This window comes from Nonomuraea pusilla, assembly GCF_900109355.1.
Taxonomy (GTDB): Bacteria; Actinomycetota; Actinomycetes; order Streptosporangiales; family Streptosporangiaceae; genus Nonomuraea; species Nonomuraea pusilla.
Genome location: NZ_FOBF01000013.1, coordinates 198609 through 212234 on the forward strand (window position 1 = coordinate 198609; position 13626 = coordinate 212234).

Sequence of the window (13626 nt, forward strand, 5' to 3'; positions counted from 1 at the left end):
GTGAAGCGTTTCCGCGCGGGCGGCGGCGACGGAGGTCAGCCTTCCAGCCGGTCGGCCCTGGCCAGCAGGTGGCGCCGCTCGGGGAGGCTCGTGGTGCGCCGGGCGGCCAGGCGGTAGTTCTCCCGCGCGGCGGCGTGCTCGCCCGCCAGTTCCTGCAGGTGGGCGCGGACGGCGGGGAGGCGGTGGTGGCGGGCCATGCGGGGGTCGCCGTCCAGGGTGCGCAGCAGGTCGAGCCCCGCCTCGGGGCCGCGCGTCATCGCGACCGCGACGGCGTGGTTGAGCGTGACCATCGGGTTCGGCGCGATCCGCGACAGGATCGCGTACAGGATGCGGATCTGCTCCCAGTCGGTGTCCCCGGCCCGGGGCGCCTGGACGTGCAGCGCGGCGATCGCCGCCTGGAGCTGGTAGGGGCCGAGGGGCGCGGCGGACATGGCGGCGGTGACCAGCGCGGCGCCCTCCTCGATCAGGGCGGCGTCCCATCTGCCGCGGTCCTGCTCGGCCAGCGGCACGAGGGCGCCGTCCTGGCCGGTGCGGGCGGGGCGTCGGGCGTCGGTCAGCAGCATCAGCGCCAGCAGCCCGGCGACCTCGCCGTCGTCCGGCAGGGACCGGTGCAGCAGGCGGGTGAGCCGGATCGCCTCCGCGGTGAGATCGGCGCGGTGCAGGTCGGGTCCCGACCCGGCCGTGTAGCCCTCGTTGAAGATCAGGTACAGGACGTGCAGGACGGCGTCGAGCCGTCCGGCCCACTGCTCGGCCGCCGGCAGCTCGAACGCCGCGCCCGCCGATCTCACGCGCTGCTTCGCCCGGCTGATCCGCGGCGCCATCGTGGCCTCCGGCACGAGGAACGCGCGGGCCACCTCGGCCGTGGTGAGCCCGCCGACGGCGCGCAGCGTGAGCGCCACCTGGGAGGCGGGCGTCAGCGCCGGATGGCAGCACAGGAACAGCAGCGCGAGCGTGTCGTCGCGGTCGCCGGGGCTCTCGTCGCCGGGCGCGGGCGCGAGGCCGGCGTCCGGCGCCTCGCGCGCCGCCGCCGTGGCCTCGCGGCGGCGGCGCGCCTGCTCGCTGCGCACCTGGTCGACCAGGCGCCGGGCGGCGACGGTGACCAGCCAGGACCGCGGGTTGTCCGGCAGCCCCTCGGCCGGCCACTGCGTCGCCGCCGCGAGCAGCGCCTCCTGCACGGCGTCCTCGCACTCCTCCAGCCCGCCGTGGCGGCGCAGGAGCACGCCGAGGACCTGCGGCGCCAGCTCGCGCAGCAGGTCACCCAGGCGTTCGGACGCGCTCACATCTCCATCCCGGACGCGTTCATCAGCGGCCGCACCTCCACGCCGCCGGCCTGACCGGCCGCCAGCAGGACGGCCAGTTCGACGGCGCGCTCCCGGCTCTCGCAGTCGACCACGTACTGGCAGGCGACCTGGTCGGCGGACGTCAGGTACGGGCCCTCGGTCACCGTGACCGCGCCGCCCCGCACCCTGGTGACGGCGCCGACGGACGGGTCGGCCAGGACGTGCCCGCCGACCAGTTCGCCCGACGGCCCGGCCGCGGCCAGGAACTCCTCGTGGTCGAGCCCTTCCCCCGGCAGCGCCGAGGGCTCCAGGTAGAGACTCAGCAGGAACTTCACGACGTGCTCAGCCGTCGATCCCGCCCGCGAAGACCACCGGCCGCACCTCGACGCCGACGCCGTCGAGGGCGGCGTCAGGGATGAGCGCGGCCAGCTCCAGCGCGCGCTCCCTGCTGTCGCACTCCACCAGGTAGTAGCCGCCCAGGTACTCCTTGGCCTCCAGGTACGGCCCGTCCGTCACGGCGGGGACGCCGCCCCTGACCCTGACCACGGCGCTCTGCGACGGGTCGGCCAGCGCGGCGGTGCTGACCAGCTCACCGGACTCCTTGACGGTCTCCATGAACGTGCCGTGGCCGCTCATCACCTCCTTGCGCTCCTCGTCGGTCAGCGCGTCCCAGATCCGCGGGTTGTTGTGCATGATCAGCAAAAATTTCACCGTCGTCTCCTTCGTTGTGGGGCGGCACCCGTGAGGCGCCGTTCACCATGGAGTCGGAGCCGGCGCCGGTTCCTTGCGCCGGCGCACCGCAAATGTCCGCCCGCCGCTCCGACTCCCTGACGAAGGGGCGCCCGACCTCGGCGTCCCGTGTCGAACCGACAGCACTGGAGCACAGGATGAACCTTCCGCGCATCGGAGTCAGCCTGCCACACGTCGGCCCGCACGCCGGTCCCGACGCCGTCGTCGCCGTGGCCCGGGCGGCCGAACGGCTCGGCTTCCACGCCGTGTCCGCCACCGACCGGCTGCTCATCCCCACCGGGCCGCACTGGAGGAACGACGCGGGCCTGCCCGAGTCCCACGTCTGGGACCCGCTGGAGCTGCTGACCTGGGCGGCGGCCCACACGCGGCGGATCCGGGTGACCACCACCGTCCTGAACACGATCTTCCATGCTCCCGTCGTCCTGGCCCGCAGGCTGGCCACGCTCGACCGGCTGTCCCGCGGACGACTGGACGTCGGCATCGGCCAGGGCGGCGGCACCCGGCTGCCGCCGTTCCACATCCCGGAGGAGTTCGTCGCCGCGGGGGTGCCCGCCGGCCGGAGGGGCGCCGGGTTCGTCGAGCACACGGCGGCGATGCGGGCCTGCTGGGGTCCCGACCCCGTGGAGTTCCAGGGCGAGCACTACCGGATCCCGCCGTCCATGGTGGGGCCCAAGCCGTGGGGAGGCACGATCCCCCTGTTCGTCGGCGCGATCACCCGCCGCACCGTCGAGCGGGCCGCCCGCGTCGGCGACGGCTTCGTCACCGTCGCCGTCGACTGGGACGACACCCGCACGCAGGTCGGCTGGTACCGCGCCGCCGGCGGCGCCGGAACGGTCGTGGTCAACGTCATCCCGGTCCGTCCCGGCGCCCCGGTCTCCCCCGCCGCCTTCACCAGCGCCGTCCTGCGCGACCTCGACCGCGCGGCGGCCGTCGGCGCCGACGAGGCGCACCTGGCACTCCACCTCCTGCCCGCCGGCCCGGAGCAGCAGGTCGAGCTGCTGGAGGCACTCGCGGCGAAACTCGGGCTGCCGGTGTCCGGCCCCTGACCGCCCCCGCGGGGCGGGCTTCGCCCAGTGGGCACCGCCCGTCGCGCCCGCCTTCTCAGCCACCGCTCGACTGCTCGTCTCGGCCGGTGCCCGGGGAGGCCTGCTGCTCGTCCGGCCCCGGCGGGAACCCGGCGCCGGCCGACAGCAGCCTCCTCGCCAGCGCGTGGCAGCGCCTCCCCAGCTCCGGAGGGTCGAGGACCTCGAAGTCGTGCCCCAGCAGAAGCATGTGCATGAGCAGGGAGTCGAGGCTGCCGGCCCCGCTGAGCACCTCGCAGAGCCCGCTCCCCCGCTCTCGTACGACCGCCGCCGACGCCGGGATCTGCGCGCGCACCGTCCGGGCCGGCGCGCGCACGAGGAAACGCGCCCGGTGCGGGTAGACGCGGCTCGCGACGCTCTCCTGCACGTACGCCGCCGCGTCGGGCGCCGCGCGCGGGCGGAAGCGCCAGGTGCGCGCGGCCACGCCGGTCATCCGGTCGACGCGGAAGGTGCGCCAGTCGTCGCGGTCGAGGTCGTAGGCCAGGAGGTACCAGCGCCGGTCGGAGGCGACCAGCCGGTAGGGCTCGACCCGCCGCCGTCGCACCTCTCCCCCGGACGGGTAGCCGAAGCCGGCCTCGACCTGGTCGCGGCACGCCCTGGCCAGCATCATGAGCACCTCGGGGTCGACCGGCGTGCCGCCCCCGCCGAAGGACTCCACGGAGCCGGACAGCGCGCGCACCTCGTGCCGCAGCCGGGTGGGCAGCACCCGGTCGAGCTTGGTCAGCGCCCGCAGCGCCGCGTCGCCGGCGCCCGCGACGGCGCCGCCCGCTCCGGAGCCGCTCGCTCCGGCGAGCAGCGAGACCGCGGTCGCGATCGCCTCCTCGTCGTCGAGCAGCAGCGGAGGGAGGTCCTTGCCGGGGCCCAGCCGGTAGCCGCCGCCCACGCCCTGGGCGGCGTGCACCGGGTAGCCGAGCGCGCGCAGCCGCTCGACGTCGCGCCGCACCGTGCGCGGCGTCACCCCGAGCCGTCCGGCCAGCTCGGGGCCGGTCCAGACGTCGCGCTGCTGCAGCAGCCCGAGCAGGGTGAGCACCCGCTCGGTCGTGCCCCGCTCCTCGCCCGTCGCCACGTCCATGACGCCACCCTGCCAGATAGCGGACCGATCCTGTCCGCCTGGGGTGGCAGGGTGGACTCACCCGAAACCGCCGTGAACGGAGCAGCCCGATGAGCCGCCACATCCAGATCACCTTCGACGCCCACGACCCGCGGGCGCTGTCGTCCTTCTGGCGCGACGCGCTGGGCTACGTCCATCCCGGCCCGCCCGGCGTGCTCCTGGCGGAGGGCGCCGACCCGCTGGCCGCGTGGGACGACTTCCTCGCCCGGATCGGCGTGCCCGAGGAGGAGCGGAACTCGCGGTCGGCCATCGAGGACCCGGACGGGCAGGGCCCGCGGCTGTTCTTCCAGCGGGTGCCGGAGGACAAGGTCGCCAAGAACCGCGTCCACCTCGACGTCCGTGCGGCTCCCGGGCTGCGGGGGGAGGAGCGGATGGCGGCGCTGGAGGCCGAGTGCGACCGGCTCGTCGCGCTGGGCGCCGCGCGCGTACGCCGCCACGAGCCCGCTCCCCCGCTGAGCGCCGGCTTCATCGTGATGACCGACCCGGAGGGCAACGAGTTCTGCCTGGACTGACGGCGCGCGCCGGGCCCCGGGGCGGTCGCCGCTCGTGGAGACCCTCGCGGGGGCGGGCCGTCCGTGGCAGGATCGGTCTCGGCGCACGTACCGATCCTGCCCGTGTCCTGTCCCCCCGGCGCATAGGCGGCACCCTTGCCCTCACCTTCGGCGGCGAACCCGCTTCCGGCAGACCATCACGTCCACAGCGAATGGTCCTGGGACGCCCTGGGCGGTTCCATGGAGCGGACCTGCGAGCAGGCCGTCGCGATCGGCCTGCCGTCGCTGGCCTTCACCGAGCACGCCGACTTCACCCCGTCGCTCCTGCGTCCGGACGACACGGTTCCCGATGCCTGGCGGCCCCTGGTGAACGGCCCGGTGCTCACGCCGCCGGAGCTCGACCTCGACGGCTACCTGGAGTGCCTGAGCCGCTGCCGCGACCGCTTCCCCGGCCTGCGGATCCTGTCGGGCGTCGAGCTGGGCGAACCCCACCGGCACGACCACCGGGTGGCCGCCCTCCTCAAGACGGGCGGATTCGACCGGGTGCTCGCGTCGGTGCACTGCCTGCCGGTCGGCGGCGGCTCCAGGGACGTCTCCGGTCTCTACCGGGAGCGGCCGGCCTCCGCCGTGGTGCGCGACCATCTCGCCGAGACGCTGGCCCTGATCGACCGGTTCGACGACTTCGACGTCCTCGCCCACATCGACTACCCGGTCCGGTACTGGCCCGCCGACGCCGAGCCCTACGATCCCCTCGACTTCGAGGACGACTACCGCGCGGTCCTGCGGGCCCTCGGGCGGGCCGGCAAGGCGCTGGAGATCAACACCAGGGTGCCCCTGCACCCGCTGGTGGTGCGCTGGTGGCACCAGGAGGGCGGCCAGGCCGTCACCTTCGCCAGCGACGCCCACGACCCCCCGTCGCTGGCCCGCGGGTTCGCGGAGGCGAGCGCGATGGCGGAGTCGTGCGGGTTCCGGGGCGGCGCGCGCCCGACCGACTTCTGGAGACGACGCTGACGGGGTCCGCCCTCCCGCGACGAAGGCGGCCGGGCGCCGTTCGCCGCCTTCACAGGTCGCCGCGGCGCCAGGCCTCGGCCTCGGCCCGCAGCGCCCGCTCGTCCGGCTCCGCCGGTCGCGCGCCGGCGATCCAGCGGAGCAGGCACGCCGCGAGCAGGGCCGCGTCCTGCGGCCGCGCCCGCCCGTGGACGGCGAAGTACGTGACGACCGGCCCGGCGAGGGGGTCGTCCGCGTCGCAAGCGGCGCACAGCAGAACGTCACGGGTGCCCCGGACGAGGCTTCCCGACGTGTTCGTCCAGGAGCGGGGCAGGCGCAGGACGGCGAGGACCTCGCCGGTGCGGCAGCGCGGGCAGGTCCCGCCGCGGATCACGACGGGCCGATCGCGCCGGGGCCGAGCAGCGCCTTGACGTCGCCGTAGAACGCGGGCTCCGGGGCGACGCGGAAGGGCCGGAGCTCCAGCAGCGTGCTCCTGGCGCCGCGGCGGCGCAGGCGGACGTGCACGGGCGCCCGGCCGGGGTGGGCCGCCAGGATGTGCTTCAGCTCCTGGACGAGCCGGGGGCTCAGCTGGGCCTCCTGGAGGGAGAGCACCACGGGCGGCTCCGTGGGCGGCTCCGTGCCCGATCGGGAGACGTCGAGGAGGGCGATCTCCTCGGCGTACAGGCTCGTCGTCTCGTCGCGCACGTTGATCCGTCCCCGCACGGAGATCACGCGGTCCTCGGCCAGCGCCTCGCCGTACAGCGCGTACGTCTTGGGGAAGACCAGGCACTCCACGGCGGCGTCGTGGTCCTCCAGGGTCACGATCGCCCACGGGCCGCCCTGCTTGGTGACCTTGCGCTGCAGGCCGGCGACGACGCCGCTGACGCGGGCCTGGCCGTCCTGCCGCCCGGAGGCCAGCAGGTCGGCCACGGTGGTGTCACGGCTCGCCGCGAGGACGTGCTCGGCGCCGTCGAGCGGGTGGCCGGAGACGTACAGGCCGAGCATCTCGCGTTCGAAGGCCAGCAGGGTGGCCTGGTCCCACTCCCCGTCAGGGATCGCGACGTGGAAGGCGCTCCGCTGGCCCGGCTCGCCGAACAGGGAGTCCTGGCCGTGGGCGGCGTTCCGCTTGACGTCGGCGATCGCGTCGACCGCCTGCTCGTGGACGGCGACCACGGCCTTGCGGTGGTGGCCCAGGCTGTCGAAGGCCCCGGCCTTGGCCAGCGACTCGATGACGCGTTTGTTGCAGACGACGGAGGGGACCCTGGCGAGGAAGTCGTTGAGATCGGCGTACGGCCCCTCCGCCTCCCGGGTGGCGACGACGGCGTCCACGACGCCCGCCCCGACGTTGCGCACGGCGCCCAGGCCGAAGCGGATGTCGGAGCCGACGGCGGCGAAGTCCAGCCGGCTCGCGTTGACGTCGGGGGGAAGCACCCTGATGCCCAGCCGCCGGCAGTCGGCCAGGTAGACGGCCATCTTGTCCTTGTCGTCGCCGACGGAGGTGAGCAGCGCGGCCAGGTACTCCTGGGGGTGGTTGGCCTTGAGGTAGGCGGTCCAGTAGGAGACCAGGCCGTAGCCGGCGGTGTGCGACTTGTTGAAGCCGTAGCCGCTGAAGGGGACCAGGACGTCCCAGACCGCCTTGGTCGCCTCCTCGGAGAAGCCGCGTCCGCGCATGCCGGCGGAGAAGCGGTCCCACTCGGCGTCCAGCACCTCTTTCTTCTTCTTGCCCATGGCGCGGCGCAGCAGGTCCGCGGCGCCGAGCGAGTACCCGGCGAGCTGCTGGGCGATGGCCATGACCTGTTCCTGGAAGACGACCAGGTGGTAGGTGTCGCCGAGGATGGGCTCCAGAGCCTCGGCCAGCTCGGGGTGGATGGGCTCGACGGGCTGCCTGCCGGTCTTGCGCAGCGCGTAGTTGGTGTGGGCGTTCATCTCCATCGGGCCGGGGCGGTAGAGCGCGTTCACGGCCGCGATGTCGGTGAACGTGGTGGGCCGCATCAGCCGCAGCAGGACCCGCATGCCGCCGCTGTCCAGCTGGAAGACGCCGAGCGTGTCCCCGCGCGCCAGCAACTCGTACGTCCTCGCGTCGTCGAGCGGGACGTCGAAGACGTCGATGTCGACGCCCTTGTTGGCGCGGACGTTCGCGATCGCGTCGCCGATCACGGTGAGGTTGCGCAGGCCGAGGAAGTCCATCTTCAGCAGGCCCATGTCCTCGGCCTGGGTGAAGGGGAACCCGGTGACGACGGGGCCGTCGGCCTTGGGCCTGACGAGCGGGATCACGTCGATCAGGGGCTCGCTGGAGAGGATCACCCCGGCCGCGTGGACGCCGGTGCCGCGGGTGAGCCCCTCGATGCCGGCCGCGGTGTCGATCACCCGCCTGACGTCGGGGTCGTGCTCGTACAGCCGGCGCAGCTCGGCCGCCTCGCCGTGGCGCGGGTGCCGCTCGTCGTGGATGGCGGACAGCGGGATCTCCTGGCCGCCGGCCGCGGCGGGAAACGCCTTGGTGATGCGGTCGCCGAGGGCGTAGGGCAGGCCCAGCACCCGGCAGGAGTCCTTGACGGCCGCCTTGGCCTTGATGGTGTTGAAGGTGACGATCTGGCAGACCCGGTCGGCGCCGTACCTGCGGGTGACGTACTGGATCATCTCGTCGCGCCGGCGGTCGTCGAAGTCGAGATCGACGTCGGGCATGGTGACGCGCTCGGGGTTGAGGAAGCGCTCGAAGATCAGCTTGTGCTCGATCGGGTCGAGCTGGGTGATGCCCGTGCAGTACGCGACGATCGACCCGGTGGCCGAGCCGCGGCCCGGCCCCAGGCCGACGCCGTTCTCCCTGGCGTACCGGCAGATGTCGGCGACCACCAGGAAGTAGCCGGGGAACCCCATGGCGTCGATGACGGACAGCTCGTGGTCGATCCGGTCGAGCACCTCCCGCGGCGGGTGGCCGCCGTAGCGGCGGCGCGCCCCTCGCAGGGTCTCCTCGCGCAGCCAGCTGGACTCGGTCTCGCCCTCGGGGACGGGGAAGCGGGGCGTCAGGTCGCGGTGGGCGAACACCTCGCCGTAGTCGCCGACCCGTTCGGCAATCAGCAGCGTGTTGTCGCAGGCGCCCGGCACCTCGGCGTCCCACAGGGCCCGCATCCGCTCGGCCGGTTTGAGGAAGTAGCCGCTTCCGCCGAACCGGAAGCGGTCGGTGTCGGCGAGCCGCTTGCCGGTGCCGACGCAGAGCAGCGCGTCGTGCGCGGCGGCCTGGTCCTCGGTGACGTAGTGCGAGTCGTTGGTGGCCAGGGGCGGCAGGCCGAGGCGCCGGCCGAGCCTGAGCAGGTCGTCGCGGACTCGGCGTTCGACGGGGAGGCCGTGGTCCATCAGTTCCAGGAAGTAGTTGCCGGGGCCGAAGAGGTCGCGGTACCGGGCGGCGGCCTCGACGGCCTGGTCGTACTGGCCGAGCCGCAGCCTGGTCTGCACCTGCCCGGACGGGCAGCCGGTCGTGGCGATGAGGCCGTGGCCGTGTTCGGCGAGCAGTTCATCGTCCATGCGCGGATATTTCTGGACGTGTCCTTCGAGCCAGGCCCGCGACTGCAGGCGGAACAGGTTGCGCAGGCCCGCGGCGTCGGCCGCCCACATCGTCATGTGGGTGTACAGGCCACGCCCCGAGACGTCGCCGCCCTCGCCGGTGGCGTCGTCGGAGCGGCGCAGCGCGAGGTCGTCGCTGTAGTACACCGGCCGCCGGTCGCGGCGCGAACCGGGGGCGACGTAGCCCTCGATGCCGATGACCGGCTTGACCCCCGCCGCGCGCGCCCTCCGGTAGAACTCGTACGCGCCGTGCACGTTGCCGTGATCGCTCATCGCCACGGCGGGCATGCCCTGCCGGGCGACCTCGTCCATCAGCAGGCCGACCTTGGCCGCGCCGTCGAGCATGCTGTATTCGGTGTGCACGTGGAGATGCACGAAAGACCCCGCCAAAGTCACGTCTCCCGGTTGTAGGCTCACCCGCAAGCGAGAGCATTCGACCCGAGAGCAGACCCGGTTGTCCAACAATCAACACGCCGATCCGCCACAACCAGTGGTTGTCACAGAGCGAGGAATGGACCTCGACCTCGGCACGGTCCGCGCGTTCGTCGCCGTCGCCGAGGACCGCTCCTTCAGCGAGGCCGCGGCCCTCCTGGGCATCAGCCAGCAGGCCGTCTCCAAGCGCATCGCGAAGCTGGAGTCCGACCTCGGCGTGCGGCTGTTCTTCCGCTCGCGCGGCGGGGCCGGCCTCACCCAGGACGGCACGGCGTTCCTCCCCCACGCGCGCGCCCTGGTCGGCATCTGCGACCAGGCGCTGGAGGTCCTGCGCGGGCGGCGCCGCTCCCTGCGCGTGGACGTGCTCGACACCAGGCTGTCCGCCATCGACCTGGTCCGGGAGTTCCACCGCGCCGTCGAGGACGCCGGCGTCGAGGTCGTCACCTCCAACGGGCTCAGATCCGCGCGCCAGGCGCTCGTCCACGGGTCCGTCGACGCCGCGTTCGCCCGCGTCAGCGGGACGCTGGAGGAGGACCTCCTGCACGTCCCGGCGTGCCTGGAACCGCTGCATCTCCTGGTGAGCCGCGACCATCCGCTCGCCGAGCGGCGGGAGGTGGAGGTGGGCCGGCTGTCGGGATCGACCGTGTGGATGCCCGGCAACGCCCCCGGCAGCGAATGGGCCGAGTTCTACCGCTTCCTGAGCGCCGACTTCGGCATCGGGATCGACACCTCCGGGCCGGACTTCGGCTGGGAGCACTACGTGGAGGAGATCGGCTCCGGCGGGCGCGCCGGGTTCGTGGGCGAGCGGATGCGGGTGCCGTGGCATCCCCGCACCGTGCGGATCCCGGTCGTCGGCCCGGCGCCGGTGTACCCGTCCTCGCTGCTCTACCACCGGCGCAACCACCACCCGCTGCTGGCCGCGTTCGTCAGGTTCGTCGTGGACGGTTTCCGGCCGTTCGACCCGCGGCGCCAGTGGCTGCCCGCCCCCGACCGCGCGGTCTTCGCCGCGCCTCCCGCGCCTGCCTAGGAGAGGCGGGCCGGTCCGCTACGGTCACTCACCATGAGGATCCTCGTCGTGGGCGGCAGCGGCTTTCTCGGCGGCGAGCTCGTCCGGCAGTCCGTGGCCGGCGGCCACGTCGTGGCCGCCACCTGCCTGACCAGGCCGGGAACGGCGCCGGGAGCCGAGTGGCTGCCGCTCGACGTGCGCGACCGCGCGGCCGTGGCCGGCGTGATCGGCGCGTTCCGTCCCGACGCCGTCGTGAACGCGGCCTTCCGTCAGCAGGACTGGACGACGACCGCCGTGGGCGCGGCCCACGTGGCCGTCGCCGCCTCCGGCGGAGGCGCGCGCCTGGTGCACGTCTCCAGCGACGCCGTCTTCTCCGGCGGGGCGACGTCCTACCCCGAGGACAGCGTCCCCGACCCGGTCAGCCCGTACGGGGCGGCGAAGGCGGCCTCGGAGGTGGCCGTGCAGGCGATCGACCCGGCGGCGGTCGTCGCGCGGACGTCGCTGATCATCGGTGACGGCGGCTCCGGGCATGAGCGCCTGGTGCACGCGCTGGCCGCGGGCGGCACGCCCGGAAGGCTGTTCACCGACGACGTGCGCTGCCCGGTGCACGTCCACGACCTCGCGGCGGCGCTCCTGGAGCTCGCCCGCTCCGACCGCTCGGGCATCCACCACCTGGCCGGGACGGACGCGGTGAGCCGGTACGAGCTCGGCTGCCTCGTCGCGCGGCGCGACGGGCTCGACCCGGCCCGGCTGCCGACCGGCCGCCGCGCCGGCAGCGGCGTCCCCGGGCCGATCGACGTGCGGCTCGACTGCGGCCTGACCCGGCGGCACCTGCGGACCAGGCTGCGCGGCGCGCGCGAGTTCCTGGCCTGACCATCCGCCGGCGGCGCGGCCCGAGACCGGCCGCCCTCCCCGGCGCAGGGACGGGAGCGCGCGTTCTCAACGGGAGCAGACCCGGTCGCGCAGGGAGGGCCGGGTCAGGGCCAGGTTGCGGAAGTTCGTCGTGATCTCGTCAGGGGCGATGTCCAGGGTGTGCAGCAGGGTGCCGTCGCGCTGCGGCAGGAACACCAGGCCCTCACCCTCGCCGGCCGGCGACTCGATGTCGACGTGGTGCACGGTGATGACGTGCCCCGACTCCGGGTCGATCTTGTGGAGCGGGAGCGAGGCGCCGAGGTCGGCGAAGGCGTACAGCATGCCGTGGTACACCTTCGCGCCCTGGACGCGGCGGAGGGTCTGGCTGAGCGGCACCGTGCGGATCAGCTCGAACGTCCGCAGGTCGAAGACGTTGAGCACCTTCGTGTCGTCCCATTCCGCCGTGTAGAACACGCCGCGGTCGGCGTCCACGCTCACCCACGGCACGCCCTCGGTGTGCAGGTTCTGCGGCAGCTCGTGGTACTCGCCGGTGAACCGCAGCGTCTTCGCGTCGTAGACCGCGATGAACGGGTGCAGGTACTCGGTCTCGCCCTTCGGCTTGTCGCCGTCCTCGATCGGCGCGTAGATCTTGCCGTCGTGGTAGTCGACGTCGCCGATGTGGTTGCCGCCGTACGCGGCGATCTGCGGCGGGATCGCCAGCGTGTTGCGGGCGAGGACGGTCTGCCGGGCGTCGGCGGCGGTGCGGGTCAGCCCGTACTGCCAGGAGAAGACGAGGCCGCGGCCGTCAGTGGCCACGCCCTGCGACCTGAGCAGGCCCTCCTGCCGGTTCAGCAGTTCGACCGGCGGCGTCTGGCCCGCCTCGTTCATCTCCCAGATCTGCCGCATCTCGTCGGCGGGGCCGGTGAAGCTCTGGACGGACCTCTCGGTCCACTGCTCGCCGTCCACCTGGTCGCGGAAGCGGGCCAGCGCCGCGGCGCGGTAGGGCAGGGTGGCGGCGGCGTCGCCGGTGAGGGTGCGCACCAGCGCGGTGAGCGCGGCGTCGTCCAGGTCGGACACCCGCACCGGCTCGACACCGGCGGCGGTCGCGCGGGTCTTCGCCGCGATCGAGATGCCGTTGCCCGGGTCGCGGTCCTCGTCCACGGCCTCCAGGAACACGAGCGTGCGGGTGAGGGCCTCGTCGATCGCGCAGCGGGCGCCGCCGCCGAGCTGGAACGGGGTCACCAGCGGGGCGCCCTTGGCCGTGCCGAGGTCGACGCGGCCGACGCCGAACCGCACCGGCCGGTGGCCGCGGTAGCGGAACGAGCCGTCGGCGCCCGTGACGCCGTGCGCGCCCCCGGGCCCGGTGTACTCGACGCCGGCGAGGGCGCCGGGCGCGGTGCCGGGGCCGCCGGCGAGGACACCCGTCCGCCAGCCGGCCGTGCCGTCGGCGTTCGCGGGCGCGGCGGCCCAGAGCAGGGGCACGGCGAGACCCGCCGCGAGCAGGGAGCGAACTGTGGTTGCCATCGAGTGCCTTTCGTCGTGCTGGTGGCGAGCCGACGCTAGGAGGTCGCGCCGACCGGGCGGTGAACCGACGATGATCGGCCGGCGAAACACCGATGTGGCCTGACGGCCGGAAGATCCGCCGGTAGCTTGGGCCTACCACTCGACGGACGGAGGACGCCATGGGGAGGCAGCCGGTCCTGGCTCTCGCGCTCGCGGCGGTCATGGCCCTGCCGGCGTGCACGTCCGGCGGCGGCACGGAGACCGGCACGGAGACCAGCACGGAGATCGGCGCGGAGATCGGCGCGGAGATCGGCGCGGAGACCGGCGGGAAGACCGGCGCGCCGACCGCCGCGCCCCGGGCCCTCGCCTACGTGGAGGGCCAGGGTTCCCTCGACGTCTCCCTGTTGCGGGCCACGGCGTTCGACTTCCCCGTGTACGAGTCGCCGGAGCGGCTCGCCGCGGACGAGCCGGTCGTCGCCGCCGGCGTCATCGACGGCTGGCGCGCCATCTGCGCGCTCAAGGATTCTCCGAGTAGGCGGGACGTCGTCCCCTGCTCATGACGACGGTTCCCGGC

13 protein-coding genes are annotated in these 13626 nt (G+C 74.1%); 6 read left to right on the forward strand and 7 right to left on the reverse strand.

The window, feature by feature from the left end; all coding sequences use genetic code 11:
- Positions 1-35 precede the first annotated feature (35 nt).
- The 3 genes from BMX74_RS26045 to BMX74_RS26055 are packed head-to-tail and all read right to left on the reverse strand — an operon-like array spanning position 36 to position 1991.
- On the reverse strand, positions 36-1280 hold the full coding sequence (locus BMX74_RS26045; RefSeq protein WP_256257265.1) for an RNA polymerase sigma factor: 1245 nt from the start codon (positions 1278-1280) through the stop codon (positions 36-38).
- On the reverse strand, positions 1277-1615 hold the full coding sequence (locus tag BMX74_RS26050) for a YciI family protein (protein WP_055502203.1): 339 nt from the start codon (positions 1613-1615) through the stop codon (positions 1277-1279). Before BMX74_RS26050 ends, BMX74_RS26045 begins: the two co-directional genes overlap by 4 nt.
- A 7-nt stretch (positions 1616-1622) precedes the next feature.
- Entirely contained in the window at positions 1623-1991 is a 369-nt protein-coding gene (locus tag BMX74_RS26055; RefSeq protein WP_091103358.1) for a YciI family protein, read from the reverse strand.
- A gap of 176 nt (positions 1992-2167) precedes the next feature.
- On the opposite strand from BMX74_RS26055, the gene BMX74_RS26060 reads away from it, so the two are divergent.
- Complete coding sequence (locus tag BMX74_RS26060; RefSeq protein WP_091103360.1) at positions 2168-3076, forward strand: TIGR03619 family F420-dependent LLM class oxidoreductase; 909 nt, start codon at positions 2168-2170, stop codon at positions 3074-3076.
- A 55-nt stretch (positions 3077-3131) separates the two neighbouring features.
- Here the strand turns inward: BMX74_RS26060 and BMX74_RS26065 are convergent, their stop codons facing one another.
- Positions 3132-4184 (reverse strand): helix-turn-helix transcriptional regulator, encoded by a 1053-nt coding sequence (locus BMX74_RS26065; protein WP_055502206.1) that lies wholly within the window; start codon positions 4182-4184, stop codon positions 3132-3134.
- 89 nt (positions 4185-4273) lie between these two features.
- On the opposite strand from BMX74_RS26065, the gene BMX74_RS26070 reads away from it, so the two are divergent.
- Both BMX74_RS26070 and BMX74_RS26075 read left to right on the forward strand, forming a co-directional pair.
- A complete protein-coding gene (locus tag BMX74_RS26070) occupies positions 4274-4735 on the forward strand; it encodes a VOC family protein (RefSeq protein WP_055502207.1) in 462 nt (153 codons plus the stop codon).
- A 135-nt stretch (positions 4736-4870) separates the two neighbouring features.
- Positions 4871-5725, forward strand: coding sequence for a PHP domain-containing protein (locus tag BMX74_RS26075; protein ID WP_055502208.1), 855 nt, complete (start codon positions 4871-4873; stop codon positions 5723-5725).
- Positions 5726-5774: 49 nt separating this feature from the next.
- On the opposite strand, the gene BMX74_RS26080 is transcribed toward BMX74_RS26075, so the two are convergent.
- Together BMX74_RS26080 and dnaE are read right to left on the reverse strand one after the other, a co-directional pair.
- Positions 5775-6095 carry a DUF6300 family protein gene (locus BMX74_RS26080; RefSeq protein WP_091103361.1) on the reverse strand — a complete coding sequence of 107 codons (321 nt, stop codon included), beginning with the start codon at positions 6093-6095 and terminating at the stop codon, positions 5775-5777.
- Positions 6092-9649, reverse strand: coding sequence for a DNA polymerase III subunit alpha (gene dnaE, locus BMX74_RS26085; protein WP_091103363.1), 3558 nt, complete (start codon positions 9647-9649; stop codon positions 6092-6094). Before dnaE ends, BMX74_RS26080 begins: the two co-directional genes overlap by 4 nt.
- 121 nt (positions 9650-9770) lie before the next feature.
- Between dnaE and BMX74_RS26090 the strand changes: the two genes are divergently transcribed.
- A complete protein-coding gene (locus BMX74_RS26090; protein WP_055502210.1) occupies positions 9771-10718 on the forward strand; it encodes a LysR family transcriptional regulator in 948 nt (315 codons plus the stop codon).
- Positions 10719-10751: 33 nt separating this feature from the next.
- Complete coding sequence (locus tag BMX74_RS26095) at positions 10752-11570, forward strand: SDR family oxidoreductase (RefSeq protein ID WP_091103365.1); 819 nt, start codon at positions 10752-10754, stop codon at positions 11568-11570.
- A 66-nt stretch (positions 11571-11636) separates the two neighbouring features.
- Here the strand turns inward: BMX74_RS26095 and BMX74_RS26100 are convergent, their stop codons facing one another.
- Complete coding sequence (locus BMX74_RS26100; protein ID WP_091103366.1) at positions 11637-13073, reverse strand: YncE family protein; 1437 nt, start codon at positions 13071-13073, stop codon at positions 11637-11639.
- Between the two features lie 158 nt (positions 13074-13231).
- On the opposite strand from BMX74_RS26100, the gene BMX74_RS26105 reads away from it, so the two are divergent.
- Entirely contained in the window at positions 13232-13612 is a 381-nt protein-coding gene (locus BMX74_RS26105; protein ID WP_177227519.1) for a hypothetical protein, read from the forward strand.
- The last annotated feature ends 14 nt before the right edge of the window (positions 13613-13626 follow it).